The 26,975-nt window shown below is 74.0% G+C and carries 23 protein-coding genes; 8 read left to right on the plus strand and 15 right to left on the minus strand.

Annotated features, from left to right (window positions below):
• The first annotated feature begins 180 nt into the window (after window positions 1–180).
• Entirely contained in the window at window positions 181–972 is a 792-nt protein-coding gene (locus tag IE177_RS22655) for a S1 family peptidase (protein ID WP_190017211.1), read from the plus strand.
• Window positions 973–1,084: 112 nt separating this feature from the next.
• Here the strand turns inward: IE177_RS22655 and dmpI are convergent, their stop codons facing one another.
• The 3 genes from dmpI to IE177_RS22670 form a co-directional block, all read right to left on the minus strand.
• Entirely contained in the window at window positions 1,085–1,267 is a 183-nt protein-coding gene (gene dmpI, locus IE177_RS22660) for a 4-oxalocrotonate tautomerase DmpI (RefSeq protein ID WP_190017212.1), read from the minus strand.
• A gap of 106 nt (window positions 1,268–1,373) precedes the next feature.
• Window positions 1,374–2,240 (minus strand): LysR family transcriptional regulator, encoded by an 867-nt coding sequence (locus IE177_RS22665; RefSeq protein ID WP_190017213.1) that lies wholly within the window; start codon window positions 2,238–2,240, stop codon window positions 1,374–1,376.
• 31 nt (window positions 2,241–2,271) lie between these two features.
• Complete coding sequence (locus IE177_RS22670) at window positions 2,272–3,396, minus strand: winged helix DNA-binding domain-containing protein (protein ID WP_190017214.1); 1,125 nt, start codon at window positions 3,394–3,396, stop codon at window positions 2,272–2,274.
• A 143-nt stretch (window positions 3,397–3,539) separates the two neighbouring features.
• Between IE177_RS22670 and IE177_RS22675 the strand changes: the two genes are divergently transcribed.
• A complete protein-coding gene (locus tag IE177_RS22675; protein ID WP_190017215.1) occupies window positions 3,540–4,382 on the plus strand; it encodes a patatin-like phospholipase family protein in 843 nt (280 codons plus the stop codon).
• Window positions 4,383–5,027: 645 nt separating this feature from the next.
• On the opposite strand, the gene IE177_RS22680 is transcribed toward IE177_RS22675, so the two are convergent.
• Window positions 5,028–5,669, minus strand: coding sequence for a phosphoribosyltransferase (locus IE177_RS22680; RefSeq protein WP_190017216.1), 642 nt, complete (start codon window positions 5,667–5,669; stop codon window positions 5,028–5,030).
• A gap of 198 nt (window positions 5,670–5,867) precedes the next feature.
• Here IE177_RS22680 and IE177_RS22685 point away from each other — a divergent pair, with 198 nt between their 5' ends.
• Entirely contained in the window at window positions 5,868–6,635 is a 768-nt protein-coding gene (locus IE177_RS22685) for a polysaccharide deacetylase family protein (RefSeq protein WP_373305153.1), read from the plus strand.
• 83 nt (window positions 6,636–6,718) lie between these two features.
• Entirely contained in the window at window positions 6,719–7,159 is a 441-nt protein-coding gene (locus IE177_RS22690; RefSeq protein ID WP_190017218.1) for an SRPBCC family protein, read from the plus strand.
• 282 nt (window positions 7,160–7,441) lie between these two features.
• Here IE177_RS22690 and IE177_RS22695 read toward each other — a convergent pair whose 3' ends face one another.
• The 6 genes from IE177_RS22695 to IE177_RS22720 all read right to left on the minus strand — a co-directional run bounded on the left by IE177_RS22695 (window position 7,442) and on the right by IE177_RS22720 (window position 14,799).
• Complete coding sequence (locus IE177_RS22695) at window positions 7,442–8,083, minus strand: LysE family translocator (protein ID WP_190017219.1); 642 nt, start codon at window positions 8,081–8,083, stop codon at window positions 7,442–7,444.
• Between the two features lie 53 nt (window positions 8,084–8,136).
• The gene (locus IE177_RS22700; RefSeq protein WP_190017220.1) at window positions 8,137–9,288 is read right to left on the minus strand and encodes an XdhC family protein; all 1,152 of its coding nucleotides are present in this window, start codon (window positions 9,286–9,288) and stop codon (window positions 8,137–8,139) included.
• 46 nt (window positions 9,289–9,334) lie between these two features.
• Window positions 9,335–10,792 carry an NCS2 family permease gene (locus IE177_RS22705; RefSeq protein ID WP_190017221.1) on the minus strand — a complete coding sequence of 486 codons (1,458 nt, stop codon included), beginning with the start codon at window positions 10,790–10,792 and terminating at the stop codon, window positions 9,335–9,337.
• 158 nt (window positions 10,793–10,950) lie between these two features.
• Window positions 10,951–13,335, minus strand: a complete 2,385-nt coding sequence (locus IE177_RS22710; protein WP_190017222.1) for a xanthine dehydrogenase family protein molybdopterin-binding subunit — start codon at window positions 13,333–13,335, stop codon at window positions 10,951–10,953.
• Between the two features lies 1 nt (window position 13,336).
• Entirely contained in the window at window positions 13,337–13,906 is a 570-nt protein-coding gene (locus IE177_RS22715; RefSeq protein WP_190017223.1) for a (2Fe-2S)-binding protein, read from the minus strand.
• On the minus strand, window positions 13,906–14,799 hold the full coding sequence (locus IE177_RS22720) for an FAD binding domain-containing protein (protein ID WP_190017224.1): 894 nt from the start codon (window positions 14,797–14,799) through the stop codon (window positions 13,906–13,908). Before IE177_RS22720 ends, IE177_RS22715 begins: the two co-directional genes overlap by 1 nt.
• A gap of 342 nt (window positions 14,800–15,141) precedes the next feature.
• Between IE177_RS22720 and IE177_RS22725 the strand changes: the two genes are divergently transcribed.
• Entirely contained in the window at window positions 15,142–16,815 is a 1,674-nt protein-coding gene (locus tag IE177_RS22725) for a PucR family transcriptional regulator (RefSeq protein ID WP_190017225.1), read from the plus strand.
• Window positions 16,816–16,982: 167 nt separating this feature from the next.
• A complete protein-coding gene (locus IE177_RS22730; RefSeq protein WP_190017226.1) occupies window positions 16,983–17,750 on the plus strand; it encodes a hypothetical protein in 768 nt (255 codons plus the stop codon).
• A 243-nt stretch (window positions 17,751–17,993) separates the two neighbouring features.
• Here IE177_RS22730 and IE177_RS22735 read toward each other — a convergent pair whose 3' ends face one another.
• Window positions 17,994–18,809 carry a GntR family transcriptional regulator gene (locus IE177_RS22735; protein WP_229816221.1) on the minus strand — a complete coding sequence of 272 codons (816 nt, stop codon included), beginning with the start codon at window positions 18,807–18,809 and terminating at the stop codon, window positions 17,994–17,996.
• Window positions 18,810–18,978: 169 nt separating this feature from the next.
• On the opposite strand from IE177_RS22735, the gene IE177_RS22740 reads away from it, so the two are divergent.
• Window positions 18,979–19,821, plus strand: coding sequence for a (2Fe-2S)-binding protein (locus IE177_RS22740; RefSeq protein ID WP_190017228.1), 843 nt, complete (start codon window positions 18,979–18,981; stop codon window positions 19,819–19,821).
• Between the two features lie 316 nt (window positions 19,822–20,137).
• Window positions 20,138–21,184, plus strand: coding sequence for a DUF2637 domain-containing protein (locus IE177_RS22745; protein ID WP_190017229.1), 1,047 nt, complete (start codon window positions 20,138–20,140; stop codon window positions 21,182–21,184).
• 92 nt (window positions 21,185–21,276) lie between these two features.
• Here the strand turns inward: IE177_RS22745 and IE177_RS22750 are convergent, their stop codons facing one another.
• From IE177_RS22750 to IE177_RS22765, 4 genes are all read right to left on the minus strand, one after another.
• A complete protein-coding gene (locus IE177_RS22750; RefSeq protein WP_229816222.1) occupies window positions 21,277–21,720 on the minus strand; it encodes an ATP-binding protein in 444 nt (147 codons plus the stop codon).
• Between the two features lie 372 nt (window positions 21,721–22,092).
• Window positions 22,093–23,835 carry a pyruvate dehydrogenase gene (locus tag IE177_RS22755; protein WP_190017231.1) on the minus strand — a complete coding sequence of 581 codons (1,743 nt, stop codon included), beginning with the start codon at window positions 23,833–23,835 and terminating at the stop codon, window positions 22,093–22,095.
• 69 nt (window positions 23,836–23,904) lie between these two features.
• On the minus strand, window positions 23,905–25,377 hold the full coding sequence (locus IE177_RS22760) for a protein phosphatase 2C domain-containing protein (RefSeq protein WP_190017232.1): 1,473 nt from the start codon (window positions 25,375–25,377) through the stop codon (window positions 23,905–23,907).
• Window positions 25,378–25,479: 102 nt separating this feature from the next.
• Entirely contained in the window at window positions 25,480–26,685 is a 1,206-nt protein-coding gene (locus IE177_RS22765) for a GDSL-type esterase/lipase family protein (protein WP_190017233.1), read from the minus strand.
• Between the last annotated feature and the right edge of the window lie 290 nt (window positions 26,686–26,975).

Here is a 26,975-nt window from a genome sequence, read left to right on the forward strand (position 1 = left end):
GACCGAGGGTTTTCCCTCACCCAACCCCCTAGGGGGTTCCCTCATTGGGAGCCGAGGGTGCCGGGTCCTAGCGTAAGGGGCGTGCCGCTCGCCCGGGCACACGGGGGTCGGTCCCGCGACCCCCGTGCACATCCCCACCCGCGCGATCCCCCACCGGTGCAACCCCCACTGAGGAGACTCATGTTCGGGCCCAGACGTGCCAGAAAGACCGCCGCGACCCTGATGGCCACCACCGCCGCCGCGGCGACCGCGCTGCTCGCCTCCCCCACGGCGAACGCCGCACCGCAGCCCATCGTCGGCGGGACGACCACCACGACGACCGCGTACCCGTTCATGATGCAGATCACGGACGCGTCCCAGAACCAGTTCTGCGGCGGCACCCTGGTGGCGCCCAGGAAGGTCGTGACGGCGGCGCACTGCATGGTGGGCGAGACCACGGGAAGCGTCCGCGTGGTCGGCGGCCGGACCTACCTGAACGGCACCAACGGCACGGTCGCCAAGGTCAGCAAGATCTGGATCAACCCGGACTACACGGACGCCACGAACGGCGAGGACGTGGCCGTGCTGACCCTGTCGACGTCGATGCCGTACACCACGGCGAAGTACGTCTCCTCCGCCCAGACGAGCGTGTACGCGGCCGGCACCACGGCCCGTATCCTCGGCTGGGGCACCACCTCGGAGAGCGGCAACTCCTCCAACCAGCTGCGGACCGCGACCGTGCCGGTCGTGTCCGACTCCAGTTGCCGTTCCTCCTACGGTTCGGACTTCGTGCAGTCCGACATGGTTTGCGCCGGATACACCTCCGGCGGCGTAGACACCTGCCAGGGCGACAGCGGCGGTCCCCTGCTCATCGGGGGCGTCCTGGCAGGGATCACTTCCTGGGGCGAGGGGTGCGCGGAGGCTGGTTACCCGGGTGTGTACACCCGGCTGACCACCTTCTCGAACCTGGTGACCGCGCAGGTCAACTCGTAGCCCGGAAGACTTCCCGAGCACCCCTCGGGTCATTGCCAGGGGGGCGTTGCGGGCCACCACGAGCGGCCCGCAACGCCTCCCTCTCCACGTTCACCCCCGTGGAACGCGGCGGCTACCTGTCGGCGGTGAGCCTCCCGGCCGCGCCCCAGCTGTCCGCCGGCACCTCGTGGATCCACACCTGCACGGTCTCGGCGGGGACCCGGTAGGCGTCGACGAACGCGTCGGTGATCCGCCTGACGAGGTCCCGCTTGAGTTCGGTGTCGCGCGGGCCCTGCTGGACGGTGACGATCGGCATGGCTGACTCCTCATGGACGGGGCGGCGGTCGCCGCCTGCTGTCGCGATGGGTCCAGTCCACCGCCTGCCGTCCCGGCGACCAAGGGCCGGTCCGCGACCGCAGCGATCAGCTTTCGTGATGACCGCAGGCCAGGAGCAGTTCCTCCAGGTGCCGGGCGGGCCGGGCGGCGGATACGGCGAGGCCCGTGACGAGGGCGAGGCCCGGCGCGCGGAAGGGAACGTAGGAGACCCGGGGCGTGTGCAGCACACGCGCGTGCGAGGCGTAGACGACCGTCCACAGGGGCCGGGTGCCGATGACGGCGAGCGTGTCGTGCAGCGAGCCGCCGGCCGGTCCCGGTACCGGCTCGAAACCGGCCGCGTGACAGGCGCCGACGACCAGGTCGACCAGGGCGGGGTTGGTGGCGCGCGGGGTGAGGGCGAGGGGCAGTCCGGCCAGCTCCGCCACGTCGATCTCGTCCCGGGCCGCGAGCGGGTGCCCGGCCGGGAGCGCGGCCACCAGCGGGTCGGGCCACAGCGGCAGCACCCGCACTCCGGGCGGCGGCTCGGCCGAGCGGACGAACGCGGCGTCCAGCCGGCCCGCCGCGACGCGCTCCAGCCGCTCGCCGGCCGGGAGCGAGACCAGCTCCACCGCCACGTCGGGCACCCGCTCGGCGAAGGCGGCGAGCACCCGGTCCAGATGGGCCCCGAGCCCGGTGCTGGTGCCGAGGCGCAGCCCGGCGGTCGCCGCCACGGACGTCCGCGCCCGCTCCGCCGCCGCCAGCACCGCCCGGGCCTCGGGCAGCAGCCGCTCCCCCGCCCCGGTCAGCCGCACCCGGCGCGGCGAACGGTCGAACAGCTCGGCGCCCAGCTCCCGTTCCAGCCGCTGTATCTGCTGGCTGACCGCCGACTGCACGATGTGCAGCCGCTCGGCCGCACGCCCGAAGTGCAACTCCTCGGCCACGGCGACGAAGTAGTTCAGCTGGCGGAGTTCCATGCGCCCGACTGTAGACGGGGCCGCCAGGGCGTCAGCGCCCGGTGACGTCACCGAACCGGACGTCGAACGCCGTGCCCGGGTGCATGACGTGCAGCATCCGCAGGCCCTCCTCGGCGACCTCCTCCCGCTGCGCCCCGGTCAGCTTCCCGAACGGCTCGATGACGAGGGCGTCGGGCGCCTGCTTCCACAGGCCGGCCAGGAAGCCGTCGACCAGGAGGGCGCGGTGGGCCTGGTTGCCCTGCCAGTTGCGGCCCCGGTGGGCGGGTGGTACGACGCGGGTGCGGTCGGCGTGGGAGAGCAGGAGGTTGTCGAACTCGGGCAGGAAGCGGGGCGGCGCCGGGGTGTCCGGGTCGGGACGCGGGGCGTCGGGCAGGTCGAAGAGTTCGGTGCCGCCGGTGTCCCGGAAGGCGACCAGCCGGGGGCGCAGCCGCTCGAAGGCGTCCCGCAGGCGGGTGAGTCCGGCCCAGGTCTGCATGTCCTTCACGGAGGCGGGGCCGAAGGCGGCGAGGTAGCGCAGGACGACGGCCTCCGGCGCGGGGGCCGGTCCGGCCGGGCGGCCCAGCCAGTGCTCGGCGGTGGTGAGGGCGACCTGGCCGCTCTCGCCCCACAGACCGCGCGGGGTGACCTGGACGAGCGGGAGCGTGCAGCGGGCGGCGACGGCGAGGGCTCGCGGGTCGGCGTCCGGCCACCGGGCGCCGAGTGCCCGCCGCAACTGGGCCATGGTGCGCGGCTCGGTCTCCACCAGTTCCCGGGCTACGGCCGCGAGGCGGTCCGGGTCGACGCCGTTCAACCCCCGGCGAAAAGCGCCCAGTTCGCGGTCGCGGGCCGGCTGCACGAAGGGGCGCAGGGTCAGGCAGTCGTGGGCGGTGTGGGTGTGGATGGTGGAGCGCAGGGTGACGATCCGCGCGACGTCACGGCCGGCCATGAGCACGGACAACCGCTCGGGCGCGAAGCCGTCGAGGCGGGCGGCGAGGGCATGGTACGGCGGTTTGACGTTCTGCGCCTGGAGCCCGAGCAGATGGTGCACGGCGTCCTGGACGGACCGCCGGGAGCGGCGCAGCAGGAGCTGCCGGTCGAGGGTGGCACGGTTCAGGGCACGGGTGTCGAGGACCGGGGCACCGGCGCCCGTGCTCCGGTGCGCGCTGCGCTTCGTCATGGCCGCACGCTAACGCCCCTTGCGGACACCTGCTGTCCGCGGTGCGCCCCGTGCCCGCCGGGAGGGCGATTACGCACGGGGGAATGGCCGGCGGGCGGCCGGTGCCGTATGAAGGGATCAAGAACTGAGCGAACGGGGTGGACATGAGCGAGGCGTTGGTACTGGGTGGCGGCGGCGTGGGCGGAATCGCCTGGCTGACCGGGGTGTTGACGGGGCTCGCCGAAGCCGGGCGGGATGTGACGGGGGCCGGTCTGCTCGTCGGGACGTCCGCCGGGTCGACCGTGGCGGCCCAGGTGGGCAGCGGGCTGAGCCTGGCGGAGCTGTACGCCCGGCAGGTGGATCCCGCGCGGCAGTCCGCCGAGATCATGGCCGAGATGGATATGGAGAAGTTCGCCGTTGAGTTCGGCGCCGCCACGGCCTCGTCGGCCTCCGTGCCGGAACTGCGGCGCGCGGTCGGTCGGCTGGCACTGGAGGCGGACACGGTGTCCGAGTCGCGGCGCCGCGCGGTGATCGAGTCCCGGCTGCCGTCCCACGGGTGGCCGGAGCGGGCGCTGAAGGTCGTCGCGGTGGACGCGGAGAGCGGCGAGCCCCGTGTCTTCGACCGGACTTCGGGCGTGCCGCTGGTGGAGGCCGTCGCGGCGAGCTGCGCCGTGCCGGGTGTGTGGCCGCCGGTGACGATCGGCGCGCGCCGGTACGTGGACGGCGGGGTGCGTTCCATGGCCAACGTCGATCTCGCCGCCGGTGCGGACCGGGTGCTGGTGCTGGTGCCGATGGGCGCCACCGAGCCGTTCCCCAGCGAGCAGCCGCTGGAACGCGCCGTCGAGGAGCTGCGCGACGGGGGCGCGGAGGTGGTGGTGGTCGCCCCGGACGAGGCGTCGGCGGCGGCGATCGGCGGCAATCCGCTGGACCCGGGCACCCGCGGCCCCGCCGCCGAGGCGGGCCGGGCCCAGGGTCGGGCGCTCACACTTGCGTGGGGCCGTTCCTGAAAGCGCCGGGGCCTGGCCGGGCGGTGGACGACGGCACCCGTGCCACGGCCCTCGCCGGGGCGGAGCCGCCTCGCGGACGCGGAGCGCCCTGCGGACACGGGGCCGGGTGGTCGACGGTGCCCGGGGCCGGAGCGGGATGCCCGGGATCGCCGGCCGGATGAGGAGGGCGAGGCAGGAGACGGCGAGCACGCCGTGCGCCTTGGGCGGCGGCGCGAGGAGCGCGCATCCCTCGCCGGGGCATCCGGCTGACCGCGGCCGGCCCGGCACCTGGGCGACGACGGCCGCGCTGCTGAGCCGTCATGCCGAATGACGCCGGTCGGCTCGCCGCCGCCGGGAGGACCGCGCGTCCACACGCGCAGAGCCGGACCGGATGCGGCTGCGCGGATCCCGGCCGCACGGGTGCAGGTCGGGGGCATCGCCAGGTGCGTCCGCAGGGGCCGCGGCATCCGCCGGGCACCTCTCGCCGGGTGCGCCTGGGCGGCTGCGCGCGCGAGGGGCGTGAGGCCCCGCCGGGGTGGTCCGGCTGACCACGGCTGGTCCGGCGTCAGGTCGGCGCGCGTCGGACGCCGGCCAAGAGGCGCGGGTCCGGGGCCGTCAGCCCGGGGAACGTAGGCGGTCGCAGTGCCGGCCAGGCGTCCGGCGGGCTCAGTGACCGTGCAGTGCGGCGAGCACCTGGGTGTCGGTGAGCTGTTCGAAGTCGTCGTACCACTGGCCGACCGCGGCGAAACCGGACGGGCGGTGCGGGCACAGGACGACGTCGGCCTCCGCGGCGAGCAGGTCGAGGGAGTCGGGGGCGCCGACGGGTACGGCCAGGACGAGCCGCGCGGGGCGCAGGCGCCTCAGGTGGCGCAGGGCCGCGCGGGCGGTGGCGCCGGTGGCCAGGCCGTCGTCGACCACGATCACCGTACGGCCGCCGAGGTCGGGGGGCGGACGGTCGCCCCGGTAGCGCTGTTCGCGGCGGCGCAGTTCCCGCCGCTCGCGCTCGACGACCGGGGCCAGGGACTCCTCGGTGAGGCCCAGCTCGCCGAGAGTGGTTTCGTCGAAGAGCGGCGGGTCGTCCGCGGCGAGTGCTCCGACGGCGAACTCCTCCTGGCCGGGGGCGCCGATCTTGCGGACGACGAGCACGTCGAGCGGGGCGCCGAGGGCCCGGGCGACCGGTTCGGCCACGGCGATGCCACCGCGGGGCAGGGCGAGCACGACGGGGTCGGGGAGGTCACCGCGCGCGTGCGCGGCGCTCAGCAGTCCGGCGAGTTCCCGTCCGGCTTCGGCGCGGTCCCGGAAGCGCATGGTCGTCCTCCTGCGTGGGCCCCTCCCTCCATGGTGCTACGGCGGTGAGGCACCGCCCCGGGGGGCGACCGGTGGCCGGCGTTGACCAGGTCGACCAAGCAGAAAAATTCGAACACGCATCCTATACACTGAGTGTATAGTCCCGGCATGCCTCTCTTGACCGACAAGATCCCGACGCCGACCCGCGCGACCAGGAAGATGCGCGAAGGGCGCCGAGGGTTCCGTGCCGCCGCGCTCGCCTCGGCCGCCGTCTCCCTCGCGCTCGCCCTGTCCGGCTGCGCGGAGGTCGACACGACCGCACCGAGCGCCGCGCGTGCCGAGGCCGCGCACGGCGCACCGGCGCAGTGGGGAACCGTCGACTGCCGCGAGGCCAAGTGCGTGGCGCTCACGTTCGACGCGGGGCCGAGCGAGAACTCGGCACGGCTGCTCGACATCCTCAAGGAGAAGAAGGTTCCGGCCACTTTCTTCCTTCTCGGCAAGCGACATATCGAGAAGTACCCGGAGCTGGTCAAGCGGATGGCCGCCGAGGGCCACGAGGTCGCGAGCCACACCTGGGACCACAAGATCCTCACCCGCATATCGGACGCGCAGATACGCGAGGAGCTGAAGCGCCCCAACGACGCGATCGAGCGACTCACCGGTCACAAGCCCACGCTGATGCGCCCCCCGCAGGGCCGCACGGACGCGAACGTGCACGCGATCGCCAAGGAGCTGGGTCTGGCGGAGGTGCTGTGGAGCGTGACCGCCAAGGACTACACGACCGACGACTCCGCGCTCATCACCCGACGCGTCCTCGACCAGACGACCAGGGACGGCATCATCCTGCTGCACGACATCTATGCCGGCACGGTGCCCGCCGTTCCGGGGATCATCGACGCGCTGAAGGAGCGCGGGTACGTCTTCGTGACGGTCCCCCAGCTGCTGGCGCCCGGCAAGGCCGAGCCCGGCAAGGTGTACCGCCCCTGACACCGCCGCAGCGGCGCGGCCCAGGAGGGTGACGCGGTCGGCGAACGCGCGGGTGACCGGCGGGCATTGCCTACGATCGTGCCGTGCCGACCTTCTCCTTCACGCGTACGGCCCCGCTCGCCCTCGGCGAGGCGTGGCGCCGGCTCACCGAGTGGCCCCGCCACGCCGGCGCGGTCCCGCTGACCCGGATCGAGGTGCTCACGCCCGGGCCGACCCGGCAGGGCACCCGTTTCGTCGCCCGTTCGGGCGTCGGCCCGCTGGTCTTCGACGACATCATGGAGGTGACGGTCTGGCGCCCGCCCGCCGACGGCGAGCCCGGGCTGTGCCGCCTGGAGAAGCGCGGCCGGGTGGTCCTCGGCTGGGCGGAGATCGAGGTCCGCCCGGGGCCCGGGGGCGCCAGCCGGGTGGTGTGGCGGGAGGAGCTGCGGGTCCGCTTCCTGCCCCGCGTCTTCGACGGCGTCCTGGAACGGACGGCTCGCGCGATGTTCGGCCGCGCGGCGGACCGGCTGCTCCGGCGGGCATGAACGAGGCGGACGCGAGCACGGACCAGGCGCGGGTCCGGACGAAGCGCCGGCCCGGGCGGAGCGCCGGCCCAGAGGAAGTGCGGGCGCGGACCGGGGCAAGCGCGGGCCCGGACCCAGCGCGGGCCCGGACCTAGCGCGGGCCCGGACCCAGCGCGGCCCGGACCAAACGCGGGACCGGACCAAACGCGGGACCGGACCAAACGCGGGACCGGACCAAGCGCGGGCGCGCGAGCAGACAGGGCGGGGCGGACAGGGCCTGGCGTGCCCGTGTCCGCCGCGCGTTCAGTCCGTGCGGCCCGTCGCCGCGACCGTCACGCCGAGGCCGATCATCGTCAGCCCGCCCACTCCGCCGACCGCGGCGAGCCGCCGGGGCGAGCGGGCGAACCAGCCGCGGGCGGCGGAGGCGACCAGCCCCCACGCGCTGTCGGAGGCCAGGGCGATGGCGTTGAACACCAGTCCCAGCAACAGCATCTGCGCCGGCACGTGACCCTGGCCGCGGTCCACGAACTGGGGCAGCACGGCGGCGAAGAAGACGATGGTCTTGGGATTGGCCACGCCGACCGCGAAACCTTCCGCCAGGGTGCGCAGACCGCCGTGCGCCGGACCGTCCGTCCCGGTGAACGCGGCCCGCAGCGAGCCGCGCCGCCGCCACGCCTTCACCCCCAGGTGGACGAGGTAGGCGGCGCCCGCGAGCTTCAGGGCGGTGAAGACGAGGACCGAGCGCTCCACGACCGAACCGACACCGAGCGCGACGGCCACGACGAGGACGTACGCGCCGAGCGTGTTGCCGGCGACGCTGGTCAGCGCGGCCCGGCGGCCGTGGGCCAGCGCCCGGCCGATCACGAACAGCACACTGGGGCCGGGCACGACGATGAGCAGGAGGGACAGCGCCGCGAACGCGGCCAGCCGGTCGGTGGACACCATGGGCCCATGCAAACACGGGGGTGGCACCGTCCGGCAAGCGTTTTTCCGGGGCCTCAGGCCACGCTTCCGATGCGCCCGGCCGGGTGCGGGGCGCCGTCGTGGTGGATGGGCGTGTGCGCCCCGGTCAGGGGCACCCCGCTGCCGCCGCGCCGGTTCGCGACGATCTCCGCGCCGATGGACAGGGCCGTCTCCTCCGGCGTACGGGCGCCGAGGTCCAGGCCGATCGGGGAGCGCAGCCGGGCCAGCTCCAGCTCGGTGACGCCGACCTCGCGCAGTCGCTCGGTGCGGTCGAGGTGGGTGCGGCGGGAGCCCATCGCGCCGACGTAGGCGACGGGCAGGCGCAGCGCGAGCCGCAGCAGCGGTACGTCGAACTTGGCGTCGTGGGTGAGGACGCACAGGACCGTGCGGGCGTCGACCTCGGTGCGCTCCAGGTAGGTGTGGGGCCATTCCACGACGATGTCGTCGGCCTCCGGGAAGCGGGTGCGGGTGGCGAACACCGGACGGGCGTCGCACACGGTGACGTGGTACCCGAGGAACTTGCCGACGCGGACCAGGGCCGAGGCGAAGTCGATGGCGCCGAACACGATCATCCGGGGCGCGGGGACGGAGGACTCGACGAGGACCGTGAGCGGGGAGCCGCAGCGCGAGCCCCGCGCACCGATCTCCAGCGTGCCGGTGCGGCCCGCGTCCAGGAAGGCGCGGGCCTCGGCGGCGACCGTGCGGTCGAGTTCGGGGTGGGCGGCGAAGGAGCCGTCGAAGGAGCCGTCGGGGCGGACGAGGAGGGCCCGGCCCCGCAGCCCGTCCGGGCCGTCCGCGATCCGCGCGAGCGCCGCCGCCCCGCCGCGCGCGGCGGCGGCCAGCGCCGCCGCGACCACCGGCCGGGCGGGACCGTCCGCCCGGACCGGCGTGACGAGGACGTCGATGACGCCGCCGCACGTCAGGCCGACGGCGAAGGCGTCCTCGTCGCTGTACCCGAAGCGCTCCACGACGGTCTCCCCGTCCAGCAGCGCCTGCCGGCACAGCTCGTACACGGCGCCCTCCACGCACCCGCCGGAGACCGAGCCGATCGCCGTTCCCCCGGCGTCCACCGCGAGGGCGGCGCCCGGGCGGCGGGGGGCGCTGCCGGCGACGGCCACCACGGTGGCGACGGCGAAGTCACGGCCCTGCTCGACCCACCGGTTCAGCTCCTCGGCGATGTCCAGCATCTGTCGGTCTCCTAACGGGGTCGCGGTGCGGGGAAGGCCGGGCGGGCTAGTGGACGCCCAGCCAGCCCTGGATCGGGTGGAGGGCGAAGTAGACCAGGAAGACGGCCGTCAGACCCCACATGAACACGCCGAGCTCGCGGGCCCTGCCCTGGGCGGTCTTGATGGCGGTGCAGGAGATGACGCCCGCGGCGACACCGGAGGTGATGGTGTACGTGAACGGCATCAGGACGACGGTCAGGAACACCGGGATCGCGGTGGCGCGGTCGGCCCAGTCGACGTGCCGGGCGTTCATCAGCATCATCGCGCCGATGACCACCAGGGCGGCGGAGGCGACCTCCTGCGGCACGATCGCGGTCAGCGGGGTGAAGAACAGGCAGGCGGCGAAGAACAGTCCGGTGACGACCGAGGCCAGACCCGTGCGGGCGCCCTCACCGACCCCGGTGGCCGACTCGATGAACACGGTCTGGCCGGAGCCGCCCGCCACGCCGCCGATGGCACCGCCCGCGCCGTCGATGAACAGCGCCTTGGACAGGCCCGGCATCCGGCCCTTGTCGTCGGCGAGCCCGGCCTCGGTGCCGACGCCGATGATGGTGGCCATCGCGTCGAAGAAGCCGGCCAGGACCAGGGTGAAGACGATCATGCCGACGGTCATCGCGCCGACCTCGCCCCAGCCGCCAAACTCCACGTGCCCGAAGAGCGAGAAGTCGGGCATCGAGATCGCGCTGCCCCGCAGTTCGGGCGCGCCGCCCGCCCACTGCTTCGGGTCGATCACGCCGAGACCGTTGAGGACGGCGGCGACGACCGTGCCCGAGACGATGCCGATCAGGATCGCGCCGGGGATGTTCCGCGCCTGGAGCATGAAGATCAGCAGCAGGGTGCCGGCGAAGAGCAGGACCGGCCAGCCGGCGAGTTCGCCGGCGGGGCCGAGGCTCACCGGGGTGGCCTTGCCCTGGTGCACGAAGCCGGACTTGTAGAAGCCGATGAGGGCGATGAACAGGCCGATGCCCATGGTGATGCCGTGCTTGAGCGCGAGCGGGATCGCGTTCATGATCATCTCGCGCAGGCCGGTGACGACCAGCAGCATGATGACGACGCCGTACACCACGCACATGCCCATGGCCTGCGGCCAGGTCATGTCGGGGGCGACCTGCGAGGACAGGACGCCGGAGACCGACAGGCCGGCGGCGAGCGCGAGGGGCGCCTTGCCGACGAGGCCCATCAGCAGCGTGGTGAGGGCGGCGGCGAACGCGGTCGCGGTGATCAGGGCCCGCTGTCCGAGGGTGTCCCCGGCCGCGTCCTTCCCGGACAGGATCAGGGGGTTGAGCAGGAGGATGTAGGCCATCGCCATGAAGGTGGTGACGCCGCCGCGCACCTCACGTGCGACGGTGGATCCTCTGCCGGTGATGTGGAAGTACCGGTCGAGCCAGGATCTGCCGGCCGGGACGCGGGTGCCCTCACCCGCGTCCTCGGCCGTGCTCCTGGGCTCCACTGACTGCTGGGTCATGGGCCAACTCCCAAGGTTCATAGGGGCACCCGTCCCGCCGTGGGGCGGCGGGCGGGATTTGGGATTGGACGGCCCGGGGGACGGCCCGAGACGAACGTGGTACCTGGTGACCGGCGCCGGGGTGGCCGTGGTCGAGCGTTGCCCGGCGACGGCGCGGCTTACGCCGTGCCCGTGAGGTGTTCCGGGCGGACCGGCGTACGGTCGAGCTCCAGGCCCGTCGCGTTCCGGATCGCCGCGAGGACGGCCGGGGTCGACGACAGGGTCGGGGCCTCGCCGATGCCGCGCAGCCCGTACGGGGCGTGGTCGTCGGCGAGTTCGAGCACGTCGACGGGGATGGTCGGCGTGTCGAGGATCGTGGGGATCAGGTAGTCCGTGAAGGAGGGGTTGCGGACCTTCGCGGTCTTCGGGTCGACGATGATCTCCTCCATCACCGCCACGCCCAGGCCCTGGGTCGTGCCGCCCTGGATCTGGCCGACGACGGAGAGCGGGTTGAGCGCCTTGCCGACGTCCTGGGCACAGGCCAGTTCGACGACCTTGACCAGGCCGAGTTCGGTGTCGACCTCGACGACCGCGCGGTGGGCGGCGAAGGAGTACTGGACGTGTCCGTTGCCCTGGCCGGTGCGCAGGTCGAAGGCCTCGGTCGGCCGGTGCCGCCACTCCCGTTCGACCTCGACGGCCTCGTCGCCGAGGACGTCCACCAGGTCGGCCAGCACCTCGCCGCCGTCGGTGACCACCTTGCCGCCCTCCAGCAGGAGTTCGGCGGTGGCCCAGGCGGGATGGTAGCTGCCGAACCGGCGCCGGCCGATCTCCAGGACCTGCTCGCGGACCAGCTCGCAGGCGTTCTTCACGGCGCCGCCGGTGACGTACGTCTGCCGGGAGGCCGAGGTCGAACCGGCGCTGCCCACCTTGGTGTCGGCCGGGTGGATGGTCACCTGGGCGACGCCCAGCTCGGTGCGGGCGATCTGCGCGTGGACGGTGACGCCGCCCTGGCCGACCTCCGCCATCGCGGTGTGCACGGTGGCCACCGGCTCGCCGGCGACCACTTCCATGCGGACGCGTGCGGTGGAGTAGTCGTCGAAGCCCTCGGAGAAACCGACGTTCTTGATGCCGACCGCGTAGCCGACGCCGCGTACGACGCCTTCGCCGTGCGTGGTGTTGGACAGGCCGCCGGGCAGCTGCCGCACGTCGGCGCCCTCGCTGGACTCCCACTGGCGCTCCGGCGGCAGCGGCATCGCCTTGACGCGGCGCAGGAGTTCGGCGACCGGGGCCGGGGAGTCGACCGGCTGTCCGGTGGGCATCAGGGTGCCCTGCTCCATCGCGTTCAGCTGCCGGAACTCCACCGGGTCCATGCCGAGTTCCCTGGCCAGCTTGTCCATCTGCGCCTCGTAGGCGAAGCACGCCTGGACCGCTCCGAAGCCGCGCATGGCGCCGCAGGGCGGGTTGTTGGTGTACAGGGCGATGGCCTCGATGTCGACGTCGTCGACCACGTACGGCCCGACGGAGAGCGAGGAGGCGTTGCCGACGACGGCCGGGGAGGCGGAGGCGTAGGCGCCGCCGTCCAGGACGATCCGGCACTTCATGTGCGTCAGCTTGCCGTCGCGCGTGGCCCCGTGCTCGTAGTACAGCTTGGCCGGGTGGCGGTGGACGTGCCCGAAGAAGGACTCGAACCGGTTGTAGACGATCTTCACGGGCTTGCCGGTGCGCAACGCCAGCAGGCAGGCGTGGATCTGCATGGACAGGTCCTCGCGTCCGCCGAACGCGCCGCCGACGCCGGCCAGGGTCATCCGCACCTTGTCCTCGGGCAGGCCGAGGACGGGCGCCATCTGACGCAGGTCGGAGTGGAGCCACTGGGTGGCGATGTAGAGGTGGACCCCGCCGTCCTCCTCGGGCACCGCGAGGCCGGACTCGGGGCCGAGGAAGGCCTGATCCTGCATGCCGAAGGTGTACTCGCCCTCGACGATGACGTCGGCCCGCCCGCGGGCGCTCGCCACGTCGCCGCGCACGATCGGCTGGCGGTGGACGATGTTCGGGTGCGGGACGTGCCCGGCGTGGTGGTCGTCGCGGTCCTCGTGCACGAGGACCGCGTCCGGGGCGGTCGCGGAGGCCTCGTCGGTGACGACCGGCAGTTCCCGGTACTCGACCTTGATCTTGGCGGCGGCGCGGCGGGCGGTCTCCGGGTGGTCGGCGGCGACGATCGCGACCGGCTCGCCGTGGTGGCGCACCTTGCCGTGGGCGAGGACCGGGGTGTCCTGGATCTCCAGGCCGTAGTTCCGCACCTCGGTGGGCAGGTCGTCGTAGGTCATGACCGCGTACACGCCGGGCAGGGCGAGGGCCTCGGAGGTGTCGATGGACACGATCTCGGCGTGCGCGACGGTGGAGCGCAGGATCTGGCCCCAGAGCATGTCCTCGTGCCACATGTCGGACGAGTAGGCGAACTCGCCGGTGACCTTGAGGGTGCCGTCCGGGCGGAGCGTGGACTCGCCGATGCCGCCCCTGCTCCGCGAGCCCTGCGTGATCTTCGTAGGAGCGCCGTTGGCCGGCATGTCAGACCTCCCCGGACTGGCGTGCGGCGGCCAGGCGGACCGCGTCCATGATCTTCTCGTAGCCCGTGCAGCGGCACAGGTTGCCCGACAGGGCCTCGCGGATGTCCGCGTCGCTCGGGTCGGGGTTGTGCTCCAGCATCTCGTCGGCGGCGACGAGCAGTCCTGGGGTGCAGAAGCCGCACTGGACGGCGCCGGCGTCGATGAACGCCTGCTGGACGGTGCTGAGTTCCGCTTCCTCGCCGGTGCGGGAGCCGGGTCCGCCGGCCTGCCAGGCCTTGGCCTCGTCGAGCGGGACGCCGCGGGAACCGCCGCGGGAGCGCTGCCTGGCGTGGTCCGCCAGCCCCTCGACGGTCACGACCTCGCGGCCCTCGGCCTGGCCGGCCGCGACCAGGCAGGAGCACACCGGCACGCCGTCCAGGCGTACGGTGCAGGAGCCGCACTCGCCCTGCTCGCAGGCGTTCTTGGAGCCGGGCAGGCCGAGGCGCTCGCGCAGCACGTACAGCAGGGACTCGCCCTCCCATACGTCGTCGGCCTCCTGCGGACGTCCGTTGACGGTGAAGTTGACGCGCATCACGCAGCTCCCTCGGTGGCGCGGCGGGCGCCGCGGTACGACTCCCAGGTCCAGGTGAGCGTCCGGCGGGCCATCACGCCGACCGCGTGGCGGCGGTAGCTCGCGGTGCCCCGGACGTCGTCGATCGGGTTGCAGGCGCCGGAGCACAGCTCCGCGAACCGCTTGGCGACCGAAGGGGTGATGATCTTTCGGTTGTCCCAGAAGCCGCCCTCCTCCAGGGCCGCGTTCAGGAACTCCTCCGCGGCCCTGGCCCGCACCGGCGTGGGTGCCGCGGACCCGATGCCGGTGCGCACGGTGCGGGTCGCGGGGTGCAGGGCGAGGCCGAAGGCGCACACGGCGATGACCATGGCGTTGCGGGTGCCGACCTTGGAGTACTGCTGCGGGCCGTCGGCCTTCTCGATGTGGACGGCGCGGATCAGCTCGTCGGGCTGGAGCGCGTTGCGTTTGACGCCGGTGTAGAACGCGTCGATCGGGATGAGGCGGGTGCCGCGGGCCGCGGACTCCGCCTCGACCTCGGCGCCGGCCGCGAGGAGGGCGGGGTGGGCGTCGCCGGCGGGCGAGGCCGTGCCGAGGTTGCCGCCGACGCCGCCGCGGTTGCGGATCTGCGGGGAGGCGACCGTGTGCGAGGCGAGCGCGAGGCCGGGCAGCTCGGCCCGGAGGTGTTCCATGATCCGGGTGTAGGGCACGGACGCGCCGAGCCGTACGGTGTCCTCGCCGGTCTCCCACTCGTAGAGATCGCCGATCCGGGTGAGGTCGAGCAGGTACTCGGGCCGGCGGTGATCGAAGTTGATCTCGACCATCACGTCGGTGCCACCCGCAATCGGCACAGCGGTGGGGTGCTCGGCCTTCGCGGCGAGCGCCTCCTCCCAGCTGGCGGGGCGAAGGAAGTCCATGACCGGCTCTCTTCTTCGTCTCGTGGGTCGTACAGATTGAGCCAATCCGTGTGCGGCGGGCCCGGCTCGTTCATGTGCTCTTTACGCGGAGTGGGCTCAGTACACCGTCCGTTGCTCCGGCGGGGTCAGTCACGGAAACCATGAAGGAGTTCGCTGGCCAGGGGGAGCATCTTGTAGATTCGTATGAACGGGGGGCATCGGCAACATCTCTGTTTTCCCGAGGAAACACAGGGCACGGCACGAGGCCCCTGGAGCGCACACGTGCGCGCCCTCTCCGGGCGGCTCTCCCGCCGCCCTCCGGCATTCATCGTAGGTTTCTAGACAAAGAACGGCGGCGACGAGATGCGGCTGCGCGCACTGCTGGACACCGATGCGCTGGGGCTGCGGCTGCTCGGCGGCGAGGACGAGCTGGACCGCTCGGTACGCGGTGTCATGACCACCGACCTGCGCGATCCGAGCCGCTACCTGTCCGGCGGTGAGCTGGTGCTCACGGGCCTGGCCTGGCGCCGGGACGCCGCGGACTCCGACCCGTTCGTCCGGATCCTCGTGCAGGCCGGTGTGGCGGCCCTCGCCGCCGGTGAGGCCGAGCTGGGCGACGTGCCGGACGACCTGGTGCTGGCCTGCGCCCGGCACCGGCTGCCGCTGTTCGCGGTGCACGAGTCGGTGGCCTTCGCGACGATCACCGAGCACGTGGTCCGGCAGGTGTCCGGCGAGCGGGCCGGGGACCTGGCGGCCGTGGTGGACCGGCACCGCCGGATGATGACCTCCGGCCCGGCCGGCGGCGGCCCCGACGTGGTCCTGGACCTGCTCGGCTCCGACCTGGACCTGCACGCCTGGGTGCTCTCCCCCACCGGCCGCCTGATAGCGGGCTCCAAGGTCACGGGCCCCGCGCTGCCCGCCGAGATCTGCACCCGGCTCGCCGCCGAGCACCTGGCCGCCACCCGCACCGCACGGCGCGGACCGCACCGGGTCCAGGTGGGCGCCGCCACCTACTCGCTCTTCCCCGTCCGTTCCACGGGCCGCTCCCCGCAGGCCTCCCGCGACGTGCGCGAGACGGTCCTGTCGGACTGGCTGCTGGCCGTCGAGGCGGACGCCGGCGACTGGCCCGAGGAGCGGCTGGACCTGCTCCAGGGCGTCACCCAGCTGATCGCCGTGGAGCGGGACCGCCGGGACGCGGCCCGTACCGTGCGGCGCCGGCTCGCCCAGGAGGTGCTGGAGCTGGTGCAGACGGGCGCCGCGCCCGCCGAGATCGCGGCCCGGCTCAGGGTCGCCGCGCCGGTGCTGCTGCCCGGCCTCGGGGCCGCCCCGCACTGGCAGGTCGTCGTGGCCCGCGTCGAGTGGGAGGGCGAGGAGGTCGAGGGCGGCCCGGTCGCCCAGTCGCTCCTGGAGGAGGTGCTGGTCGACCCGCTGGCGACCGGCCCGGAGCCGTCCGACCGCATCGCGGTGGCGCACACCGGGGACGAGGCGATCGCCCTGGTCCCGCTCCCCGCGGTCTCGGCCGAGCACGACGGCTCGGAGACCGGGCTGCTGGCCGACGCGCTCCTGCGGTCGGTGCGTGAGCCGCTGTCGGCGGGCCTGGACGGCGACGGGCGGCTCACCCTCGGCGTGAGCGCGGCCGTGCACTCGGCGGAGGGGCTTCGCGGCGCCCTGGAGGAGGCCCGGCACGCCCGCCGGGTCGCCGCGGCCCGCCCCGGCCGGGTCTGCGCGGCCGGGCACCAGGAGCTGGCCTCGCACGTCCTGCTGCTGCCCTTCGTCCCGGACGACGTCCGCCGCGCCTTCACCGCGCGCCTGCTCGATCCGCTGAAGGACTACGACCGCCGCCACCGGGCCGAACTGATCCCGACGCTCGAGGCGTTCCTCGACTGCGACGGCTCCTGGACCCGCTGCGCCACCCGTCTCCACCTGCACGTCAACACACTGCGCTACCGGGTCGGCCGTATCGAGCAGTTGACGGGACGCGACCTGTCGCGCCTGGAGGACAAGCTGGACTTCTTCCTGGCACTGCGCATGAGCTGACGCCGGCGGGGGCGCGGGACGGCGAAAGCCGGTCACCCCCGCGCCCCACGACTTTGTGAATTTTTTCACCCATCCTCTTGGCCCGGCCCCGCGATTGGTGCTGGAATGCCGCCACCACTCAACAGCTCGATGGCGTGCTCGGGGAGGGCAACGTGGCGCATTCCGCCATGTCTGGTAACGGAACGACCGCCGGTGACGATCCTCTCCAGACCGCGGTATGGCGGTTGCGCTCGCGGGCCTGCTGGGCCGACGCGGCGGCCCTGCTGCCGGCCGACGTCCCGGCGACGGCGCTGCAGCGGGCGGCCCTGTTCGTCGAGCGGTGCCTGTACACCGAGCGGGGCTGGGAGGAGGCCGAGGACGCGCTGCGCACGGCGGAGGCGCTCGCGCACGGCGACGAGGAGCGGGGGGCGGCGGCCTGCGAGCGGGGCCAGCTCGCCTACGCGTCGACGCTGCACGGGGTCCGCGACCGGGCCGACGAGGCGCGGGCCGCGCTCGGCCGGGCCGCGGCGCTGATCCCTCCGGGGGCGGCCGGGCGGGCCCTGCTGGACTTCCGCCGGGGGCTGCTCGCCGAGAACCTGAGCCGGTCGCCGCAGGCGGCTCGCGCCGCGTACCGCCGGGCGCACGCGGGCGCCGCCGCGCACGCCGATCCGTTGCTGCTGTCGTTCACCTGGCGCCATCTGGCCGGACTCGCGCTCCGGGACGGCGAGTTGGCCGAGGCGCGGCACGGCTTCGCCGAATCGCTGCGGATCCGGGAGGAGCTGGGCTATCTGGTGGGTACGGCGCCCGCGCTGGTCTCCCTGGCCGACACGGAGTCCGAGCCGGAGGCGGGGCGGCTGCGCGAGGAGGCTCGCCGCCTGTTCCGGTTGCTGGGCGGCGTCCCGACCTGGCTGTCCCGCCAGCTGGCTCCGCCGGCTCCGGGTGCGGCCACGGCGTAGCGCCGGACCCCTCCGCGGGTGCGGGTCCGGCGTAGCGCCGGGGCGCCTGAGGCCGTTCACCGTCCGCGGGCGCGTGGGGCCCGGTCGCGCAGTTCCCCGCGCCCCTAGGGCACCTCCGCATCCCCCTTCGAGCCGGCGCCGCCCCCTCCCAGCCGAGACCAGCCCCCACCCCAAGGGGCGCGGGGAACCGCACGGCCGGCTGCCGCGTACCCGCACCCGGCGACGGCTCGCGCCCCGCGTCGGTCAGGCCGCGCCGGTGAAGTGATCGCCGACCAGGTCGCGCACCACGTCCAGATCGCGGGCGGCCAACGCGTCCAGCAGCGCCGTGTGCTCCGCCGCGTCCGCCACCAGGTCGGCACGGCCGTGCCGGACCGGGCCGCCGACCAGCGGCCACTGCGACCGCCGGTGCAGGTCCTCCGCGATGCGGACCAGCTGCTCGTTGCCCGACAGGGCGAGCAGCGCCCGGTGGAAGGCCCGGTCGGACTCCGCGTACGCCGCCGGACAGCCGGAGGCGGCCGCCCGCGCCGTCTCCTCCGCGAGCGGCCGCAGCTCGGCCCACCGCTGGGCCGGCACGGTCCGGGCGAGCCGCAGCATCACGGGCACCTCGATCAGCGCCCGCACCTCCGCCAGCTCGGCCAGCTCCCGGGTCCCCCGTTCGATCACCCGGAAGCCCCGGTTGGGCACCACCTCGACGGCGCCCTCCACGGCGAGCTGCTGCATGGCCTCCCGTACGGGCGTGGCGGAGACGCCGAAGCGTTCCCCGAGCACCGGCGCCGAGTACACCTCGCCCGGCTTCAGCTCACCGGCGACCAGGGCCGTGCGCAGCGCGTCCAGGATCTGCCCGCGCACCGAGGAGCGCTGCACCGCGGGCCGCTGCACCGCGGGCCGGGACGGCGGGTAGGGCCGCTCGGCGTGCGTGTGCTCGCCCCGCGCGCCCGGCAGCGCGGCGTCCCGCTCGCGGACCCGGTCCAGGGCGTCGGACCCACGCTGCTGCGCCGGCACCCGGGCCGCGCCCGGCGCCGCGCCCGCCCCGGCGGAGCCCTGCGCGTCCTGCTTCACGGGTCCTCCTGGCGGCTTGTCGGTACTTGGGGTCATTGACGACGGGTTGTCGCTTGTCCGTCAAGACCATAGGCGCAGCGGGCGGCAGTTCAAACTTCACGAAGATCGAATAAGGTAAGGCTTACCTCCCTTGATTTCCCTGGATGTGCAAAGGACGGGTCGTTCCGCCATGCCCCCTGCGCCCTCGCCGCTCACCGCCGCCTACGACCGCCTCGGCTCGGTCCTGCCGTTCCTGACCGTGACGGAGCTGGGGCCGGCCGACCCCGCGCCCCGGGGCGACGGCTGGGCGGGGGCCGCCGAACTGGCCGCGGGCGGGGCGGAGCTGGACGCCTTCCTGGCCTGGGACGAGGCGCAGGTGCTGCGGGACCACGGCCGGCGGGCCCGCCCGGACGTCGTCGCCACGTTCGGCCTGCACCGCTACGCCTGGCACGCCTGCCTGCTGATCACCGTGCCGTGGTTCCTGTACCGCCGGGTCCCCCGGTTGTCCGTGACCCAGGTCTCGTACGACCGCACCGCCGGCCGCATGGCCGTACGCCGTCCCGTCCCGTTCGCCTGCCTGCCGGACGACCCCGCGGCCACACTGCCGGGCGCCGTCGTCGTGCCGGACGAGGAGGCGCTGCGGGCCGAGGTGCGGGCGGCCGTGGCCGGGCACCTGGAACCGGTGCTCGCCGCCTTCGGGCCGCGGATGCGGCGGCGCGGGCGGGCCCTGTGGGGCATGGCGACCGACGAGGTCGTGGAGGGGCTGTGGTACGTCGCCCGGCTGCTCGGGGCGGACGCCGAGCGGCGGGCCGTCCGGGAGCTGGAACTGCTGCTGCCCGGCGCCACCCGGCCGTACGCCGGTTCGGCCGCGTTCCGGGTGCTCACGGGGCCGGACGGGAGGCCGCTGCCCACCCGCGACCGGGTGAGCTGCTGCATGTTCTACACCGTGCGCCCCGAGGACACGTGTGCCACCTGCCCGCGGACCTGCGACGGCGCACGGGTCGCCCAACTGCCCGCTGCGGCTGCCGCCTGAGCGATCATCAGGTCGGGAGCACGGCCCGGCGTCCACTAGGATCACCGCCATCGGACCGCCCCTTCACGGACCGGCCCTCGGACGGGTTATTCACAACTCCCTCACCCGTCTCAGGAACTTTCCGAGGAACCATCCGTACGGGTAGTCTTATTCGAACTCAACTCCCGCCCCTCACGCGGCAGTTCGAGCAGACAGCCGTCTCGGGCATCCCCTTGCGCTCCCTTGGCGGCCTCTTGCCCCGAAACCCCCTGAGGGCCCTCGGGAGTGGGCCACTATGGCGGGCGTTACGCCCTATCCCAATGCAAGGGACCCCCTGATGAGACTGACCGACATATCGCTGAACTGGCTGCTTCCGGGCGCCGTACTGCTCCTGGGCGTGCTGGCGGCGGTGGCGGTGCTCGCGCGCGGCAAGCGCGGCTCCGGGGAGAGCGCGAGCGCGGACGACTCGTGGGAGCGCAGCGAGGAGCGCCGCAGGCGCAAGGAGGCCATCTACGGCACCGCCTCCTACGTCCTGCTGTTCTGCTGTGCGGCGGTTGCGGCCGCCCTGTCCTTCCACGGTCTCGTCGGCTTCGGCGAACAGAACCTGGGGCTGACCGACGGCTGGCAGTACCTGGTGCCGTTCGGTCTGGACGGTGCGGCGATGTTCTGCTCCGTGCTCGCCGTGCGCGAGGCCAGCCACGGTGACGCGGCCCTCGGCTCCCGGATACTCGTGTGGATGTTCGCGGCGGCGGCGGCCTGGTTCAACTGGGTGCACGCGCCCCGTGGCGTGGGCCACGCCGGCGCGCCGCAGTTCTTCTCCGGCATGTCGCTGTCGGCGGCCGTCCTGTTCGACCGGGCGCTGAAGCAGACCCGCCGGGCCGCGCTGCGCGAGCAGGGTCTGGTGCCGCGCCCGCTGCCGCAGATCCGCATAGTCCGCTGGCTGCGTGCGCCCCGTGAGACCTACAGGGCGTGGTCGCTGATGCTGCTGGAGGGTGTGCGCAGCCTCGACGAGGCCGTCGAGGAGGTCCGCGACGACCAGCGGCAGAAGGAGCAGGCGCGGCAGCGCCGACGCGAGCAGGAGCGGATGGAGCGCGCCCAGCTGAAGGCCATCAGCCGGGGCCACCGCGGCATCATCGGCCGGGGCGGCCGGGAGGTCGAGGTCGAGGTGCAGGCCGTGGAGCGCGCGCCCGCGTCCGCGACCGCGGAGCCTGCCATATCGACCGCGGAGCAACTGCCCGTACGCGCCCGGCCCTCCCTGCAGCCGGTCCGCAGCGGCTCTGAGCCGGTGACCGTCGACCTCACCGCGGAGGACGACACCATGGCCCTGCCGCGCCTGGACTCCCTGGAGCGCAAACTGAAGGACCTGGAACAGCAGTTCGGCTGACCCACGGGGCCGGACACACGGGACGGGGCGCGACCACGCGGGGTCGCGCCCCGTCCCGTCGCCGTCCTCGCCGTGCCCTCGCCGCTCGCGTCTCAGGCCGCCTCGGCGCCCAGTTCGAACCACACCGACTTGCCCACCTCGTGCGGCCGTACCCCCCAGTCGTCCGCGAGGGACTCCACCAGCACCAGGCCGCGTCCGTGGGTGCCGTCACCGGTGTCCGGGGCCTGTGGCTCGGGCCTGCCGGCCACGAAGTCCCGCACCTCCACCCGCAGTCCGCCCGGCCGCACGACGGCCGTCAGGACGGCGTCGTCGTCGGTGTGGACGAGCGCGTTGGTGACCAGTTCGCTGGTGAGCAGTTCGGCTATCTCCGAGCGGCCCGGCTTGCCCCAGTGCCGCAGCAGTTCGCGTAACTCGCGGCGGGCCTCGGGCACCGCCCGCAGATCCGCCCGGCCCAGCCTGCGCCGCAGACGGCTCGCGTGTTCGCTGATGGTGTCGGTCGTTTCCCCCGATGTCGCCGAGGAGGCCCCGATGACCACGGGACCGCCCCCTCGTGCCTGCCTCTTCATGACCCCCGCCCGCACGCCGCCGGACCCTGCCCCTCCTGGTCGAACACGTTCACGGGGGGATGCTTGCCCAGCGGGCTCACGGGCAGTCATGGCGCCTGCCCGATGACCGGCGGTTCGGCCACCGCTCAACGGCACCACTCCCCCTCCACAATCCCATGGACCCCCGCAATTCGGGCTCCTGACCACAGTCGGCCGTCACTGACGCCACGTGACGGCAGCCCAGCTGCGCCCGGTACCGGCGGTCGGCGCGCCGTCACGGGCCGTGAAAGTGGCCGAAAAGCGCTCACCCGGACGAAGACTCCCCCGCGCCCACGGCCCGCGCGGGGGGTACGCGGGGACGCATCAGGGGCGGGGCACGTTGCGGAGGTTGGAGCGGGCCATCTGGAGCATGCGGCCGACGCCGCCGTCCAGCACGATCTTGGAGGCGGACAGCGCGAACCCGGTGACCATCTCCCTGCTGATCTTCGGCGGGATGGACAGGGCGTTGGGATCGGTGACGATGTCCACCAGGGCCGGCCCCTTGTGCCGGAACGCGTCCCTGAGGGCCCCGGCGAGCTGCTTGGGCTTCTCCACCCGCACCCCGTAGGCGCCGCAGGCCCGGGCGACCGCGGCGAAGTCGGGGTTGGCGTTGGCCGTGCCGTGCGAGGGCAGGCCGGCGACCAGCATCTCCAACTCCACCATGCTGAGGGAGGAGTTGTTGAACAGCACGACCTTGACGGGGAGGTCGTGCTGCACCAGCGTCAGGAACTCGCCCATGAGCATGGAGAACCCGCCGTCACCGGACATGGAGACGACCTGCCGGCGACGGTCGGTGAACTGCGCCCCGATCGCCATGGGCAGGGCGTTCGCCATCGAGCCGTGCGAGAACGAACCGATGATGCGGCGGCGGCCGTTGGGCGAGACGTACCGGGCGGCCCAGACGTTGCACATCCCGGTGTCCACCGTGAACACGGCGTCGTCGTCGGCGACCTCGTCGAGGACGGCGGCCACGTACTCCGGATGGATGGGAACGTGCTTCTCGACCTTCCGGGTATACGCCTTGACCACGCCCTCCAGGGCGTCGGCGTGCTTCTTCAGCATCCTGTCGAGGAAGCGACGGTCGGTCTTCTCCTTCACCCGGGGGATCAGGCAGCGCAGGGTCTCGCGGACGTCGCCCCACACCGCGAGGTCGAGGCGGGAGCGCCGGCCGAGCACCTCGGGCCGTACGTCGACCTGGGCGATCCGCACGTCGTCGGGCAGGAAGGCGTTGTACGGGAAGTCGGTGCCGAGCAGGATGAGCAGGTCGCACTCGTTGGTGGCCTCGTAGGCGGCGCCGTAGCCGAGCAGCCCGCTCATGCCGACGTCGTACGGGTTGTCGTACTGGATCCACTCCTTGCCGCGCAGGGCGTGCCCCACCGGGGACTTGATCCTCCCGGCGAACTCCATGACCTCGGCGTGGGCTCCCGCCGTGCCGGCGCCGCAGAACAGGGTGACCCGGTCGGCCGCGTCGATCATCCGTACGAGCCGGTCGATCTCCTCGTCGCCGGGCCGGACGGTGGGCCGGGAGGTGACGAGGGCGCTCTGCGCTGCCTTCTCCGGGGCGGGCTCGGCGGCGATGTCGCCGGGCAGGGACACCACGCTCACCCCGCTCTGCCCGACCGCGTGCTGGATGGCGGTCTGCAGCAGCCGGGGCATCTGCTTCGGGCTGGAGATCAGCTCGCTGTAGTGGCTGCACTCCTGGAACAGCCGGTCCGGGTGGGTCTCCTGGAAGTATCCGAGGCCGATCTCGCTGGAGGGGATGTGCGAGGCGAGGGCGAGCACCGGGGCCATCGAGCGGTGGGCGTCGTAGAGACCGTTGATGAGGTGCAGGTTGCCGGGGCCGCAGGAACCGGCGCAGGCCGCCAGTCTGCCGGTGATCTGGGCCTCGGCCCCGGCCGCGAAGGCGGCGCTCTCCTCGTGGCGGACGTGGATCCAGTCGATGGCGGGGTTGCGGCGCACGGCGTCCACGACCGGGTTGAGGCTGTCACCGACGACGCCGTAGAGCCGGCGCACCCCGGCGCGGACGAGGATGTCGACGAACTGCTCGGCTACGTTCTGTCTGGCCATGGTGTTCCGTCTGCCCCTTCGCTGCCCCGGGATACGGCCTGCCGTCCCATCAAGTCACAGGGGCAGCGGTTACGCCTCCCAAACGGCGGCCGCGCTGCGGTCGTCGGAGTAGCCCTTCACCCGTACCTGGGCGTCGGCGAGGAACGCGGCGAGGCCGGGCGCGGCCCCGCCGGACCAGCGGCGGGCCAGGTAGGCGCACAGGGCCGCCTCGCCGCGCAGCGGATCGGCGAACCCGCCTGTGCACATCACCAGGACATCACCCGGGCGGGCCAGCGAGGTCCGGAAGAGGAAGGGTGCGCGGGGCGGCTCGGGCGCCGGTTCGAACGGGCTCGGCGGGGTCGGGATGCCGAGGTCCATGGTGAGGCGGTCGCCCTCGCGGGTCTCGGCGAGGGGCGAGCCGAAGCCGACCACGGGCCCGCCCGTGGCGCCGGCGGCCGGCGCCTGCGGCTCGATGTCCTGCCACTCGTCGTCCCGCAGCCGGAACAGGCCGCCCTCGCCCACGCCGAAGAAGACCCGGACCCGGCAGTCGGGGTCGGCGGGCAGCAGCAGGCAGCGCAGGCTCGCCGTGTACTCCTCGGGGTCCAGCTCCTGTTCGGCGGCGCCGGCGCGCAGCCTGCCGAGCGTGCGGTCGGTCAGCCGGTGCAGGCCCGACTTCAGGTCGCCGCGCCGGCCGGCCCGGATGTCCTCGGCCAGCCGCCGCTGGCTGCGGCCCACGGCGCGCGCGATCCACCGGCACGCCTCGGCCGCCGCCCGGTGGGCGCCCGGTGTCGCCCGCGCGCCGGTCGCCATGGCGACGAGGACCAGCGCCTGCTCCCCGCTGCCGAACCGCGCGGTGAGCAGCGCGTCCCGGCGCGGCTCGCCCCGGTACCGCGCCGAGTCCCCGCGCAGCGACACCGCCCGCAGCGTGCAGGCCCCGTACCGGGCGCCGTCCAGCACGGTGTCCGGGACCGGCTCACCGAGGTCGTCGGGGTCGGCGGCGGGGAGGGTGGTGGGCTCAGGGTCGTAGGTGGGCGGTCCGGAGCCCACGTAGTCGACGGAGGACGCGGGTTCCTGCGCGGACGGTCCTCGGGGCGCCGGGGGGTTGCCGGCCTCCGGGGGCCGGGTGGGAGCCGAGGCCTGAGGCGCGGGTGCGGGCGCGCTCACCTGCGGCGGCGGAACGGGCGCGCTTACCTGCGGCGGCGGGCCGGGTGCCGGGGATTCGGGCGGCGGTGGGGTGGGTGCGGGCCGGCCGGCCGCCGGATCCGGGCGGGAAACCCGCGCGGCGCGTTGCGCCGGGACCGAGGTTCCCTGATGTTCCGGGCTCGCCCCGTCACCGCCGCTTCCGCCGTCGCCCGCGCCGCCGGCGTCGTCACCGGTGGCACTCCCGTCGTCGGCACCGTCCTGCCCGCCCGGCCGCCCCGCCACCGTGCTCCTGGCCGAGGCGAAGCGGTCGTCCAGGGAATCGGGCACGGCCGTCGGGCCCGTGTCCGCCGTGGCGTCGTCGTACAGCTGTCCCCACCAGTCGTCGTCCTGACGGGCGGGCTTTCCCCCCTGCTGGCTCATGCCCTGATTTTCCACCGCGGGGGCCGTCGAAAAACGGGGCATCGGGAAAAAGCCGCACACCCGGCCCCTCGGACGGGGCGTCAGGTGACGGAGTGAACAGGCTTACGACAGAGCGCGGCCGTCCGCCAGCGCCCGCCGGACGGTGTCGGCGACGGCCGTCATGCCCGCGTCGTTGAAGTGCAGGTGGTCGCCGGGGTCGTAGCCGAGCAGGAGGTGGGCCGGATCGGCCGGGTCGCGCAGGGCGGCGTCGGCGTCGGCGACCGCGTCGAAGGCGCCGCCGGTGCGGATGAACGTGTTGACCCCTTGCCGTACCGCCTCGCCCGCTTCCGTGTAGGCGAGGTGGCCGCGGTACGGGGTGAGGGTGACGCCGACGACCCGGATGCCGCGTGCGTGGGCTCGGGCGACGAGGGTGCGGTAGGCGTCGGCGTACGCGGCGGCGTCGCTCGCCTCCGGGATGCCCTTGATGTCGTTGATCCCTTCGAAGACGACCAGGGCGCGCACCCCCGCCCGGTCCAGGGCGTCGGCGTCCAGCCGGGCCAGGGCGCCGGGCCCGACGCCGTCGCGCAGCAGGCGGTTGCCGCCGATGCCCGCGTTGAGGACGCCCAGGCCGTACGGGCGCAGGCGCTCGGCGAGCCGGTCCGGCCAGCGGCGGTTGGCGTCGGGGGTGGATCCGGTGCCGTCGGTGAGGGAGTCGCCGAACGCGACGACGCTGCCCGCGGCGTTCCCCCGGACGTCGACGCCGGTGAGGTAGTACCAGCTGCTGACGGTCTTCGTGTACGCGGCGCCGTCCTCGTCGGCGGCCCGGCCGGCGCCGGCGGGGGCCACATAGCTGGTCTGCAGGGCGGTGCGGTGGTAGGTGGCGGGCCCGCTGTCGCCCGGGGTGTACACCGTGACCAGGAGATCGGCGGCGGCCGGGACGCGCAGCGGCACCGGGTCGGAGACGGTGTCCCGGCCCGGCGGGACGGTGACCGTGGGGGCGCGGCCGAAGGTGACGGTGCGCAGGGTGCCGGGCACGGCGCCCGGGCCGGACGCGCGGCGCAGGGCGACGGTGACCGCGCCGAGGTACAGGGGCGCGGTGCCGAGCCGGTTGCCGACACGGACGCGGACGGCGCTGCCGCCGACGCTGAGGTGGACCACGTTGCGGACCGCGGCGCCGGGCAGCGCGGGCGCGGTGCCCGACGGCGCGCTCTCCCAGCTGCCGGTCCAGGACGGGACCGCCCGGGCGGCGACGGCCGGCCCCGCCGCGCCCGGCAGCAGGGCCGGCACCGCCAGCAGCAGGACCACGAGGACCCGTCCGACCTTGGCCATGCGTGCGCCCTTCCTTCCCCGTGGCCCGTCGGGGTGACCGTGCCACACGGGCGGGGCGCACCGGTGGAACGGCGGCGGCGGTCCACCCGCTCGGCGCAACCGGGGCGCTGCCGCTTGGGGCGTGGTGGGGTTGTGGGGTGGCGCTGTGCGTCGTCGGGTGCGGGTGTGTGGTGGCTGGTCGCGCAGTTCCCCGCGCCCCTGAGAGGGGCGGTGCGTTGTCTGTCGGGTGCGGGTCCCGTCGTGGTTCGGCGCGCAGTTCCCCGCGACCCTGAAAGGGGTGGCGCTGTGCG

Origin of the sequence: Streptomyces lucensis JCM 4490 (assembly GCF_014650035.1) — a bacterium.
GTDB lineage: Bacteria > Actinomycetota > Actinomycetes > Streptomycetales > Streptomycetaceae > Streptomyces > Streptomyces lucensis.

What these genes read in the sequence shown, in the direction of transcription:
- IE177_RS22655 (WP_190017211.1), top strand. Translation starts at nt 181, where the DNA reads ATGTTCGGGCCCAGACGTGCCAGAAAGACCGCCGCGACCCTGATGGCC.
- dmpI (WP_190017212.1), bottom strand. Translation starts at nt 1,267, where the DNA reads ATGCCGATCGTCACCGTCCAGCAGGGCCCGCGCGACACCGAACTCAAG.
- IE177_RS22665 (WP_190017213.1), bottom strand. Translation starts at nt 2,240, where the DNA reads ATGGAACTCCGCCAGCTGAACTACTTCGTCGCCGTGGCCGAGGAGTTG.
- IE177_RS22670 (WP_190017214.1), bottom strand. Translation starts at nt 3,396, where the DNA reads ATGACGAAGCGCAGCGCGCACCGGAGCACGGGCGCCGGTGCCCCGGTC.
- IE177_RS22675 (WP_190017215.1), top strand. Translation starts at nt 3,540, where the DNA reads ATGAGCGAGGCGTTGGTACTGGGTGGCGGCGGCGTGGGCGGAATCGCC.
- IE177_RS22680 (WP_190017216.1), bottom strand. Translation starts at nt 5,669, where the DNA reads ATGCGCTTCCGGGACCGCGCCGAAGCCGGACGGGAACTCGCCGGACTG.
- IE177_RS22685 (WP_373305153.1), top strand. Translation starts at nt 5,868, where the DNA reads ATGCGCGAAGGGCGCCGAGGGTTCCGTGCCGCCGCGCTCGCCTCGGCC.
- IE177_RS22695 (WP_190017219.1), bottom strand. Translation starts at nt 8,083, where the DNA reads ATGGTGTCCACCGACCGGCTGGCCGCGTTCGCGGCGCTGTCCCTCCTG.
- IE177_RS22700 (WP_190017220.1), bottom strand. Translation starts at nt 9,288, where the DNA reads ATGCTGGACATCGCCGAGGAGCTGAACCGGTGGGTCGAGCAGGGCCGT.
- IE177_RS22705 (WP_190017221.1), bottom strand. Translation starts at nt 10,792, where the DNA reads ATGACCCAGCAGTCAGTGGAGCCCAGGAGCACGGCCGAGGACGCGGGT.
- IE177_RS22710 (WP_190017222.1), bottom strand. Translation starts at nt 13,335, where the DNA reads ATGCCGGCCAACGGCGCTCCTACGAAGATCACGCAGGGCTCGCGGAGC.
- IE177_RS22715 (WP_190017223.1), bottom strand. Translation starts at nt 13,906, where the DNA reads ATGCGCGTCAACTTCACCGTCAACGGACGTCCGCAGGAGGCCGACGAC.
- IE177_RS22720 (WP_190017224.1), bottom strand. Translation starts at nt 14,799, where the DNA reads ATGGACTTCCTTCGCCCCGCCAGCTGGGAGGAGGCGCTCGCCGCGAAG.
- IE177_RS22725 (WP_190017225.1), top strand. Translation starts at nt 15,142, where the DNA reads ATGCGGCTGCGCGCACTGCTGGACACCGATGCGCTGGGGCTGCGGCTG.
- IE177_RS22730 (WP_190017226.1), top strand. Translation starts at nt 16,983, where the DNA reads ATGTCTGGTAACGGAACGACCGCCGGTGACGATCCTCTCCAGACCGCG.
- IE177_RS22740 (WP_190017228.1), top strand. Translation starts at nt 18,979, where the DNA reads ATGCCCCCTGCGCCCTCGCCGCTCACCGCCGCCTACGACCGCCTCGGC.
- IE177_RS22745 (WP_190017229.1), top strand. Translation starts at nt 20,138, where the DNA reads ATGAGACTGACCGACATATCGCTGAACTGGCTGCTTCCGGGCGCCGTA.
- IE177_RS22755 (WP_190017231.1), bottom strand. Translation starts at nt 23,835, where the DNA reads ATGGCCAGACAGAACGTAGCCGAGCAGTTCGTCGACATCCTCGTCCGC.
- IE177_RS22760 (WP_190017232.1), bottom strand. Translation starts at nt 25,377, where the DNA reads ATGAGCCAGCAGGGGGGAAAGCCCGCCCGTCAGGACGACGACTGGTGG.
- IE177_RS22765 (WP_190017233.1), bottom strand. Translation starts at nt 26,685, where the DNA reads ATGGCCAAGGTCGGACGGGTCCTCGTGGTCCTGCTGCTGGCGGTGCCG.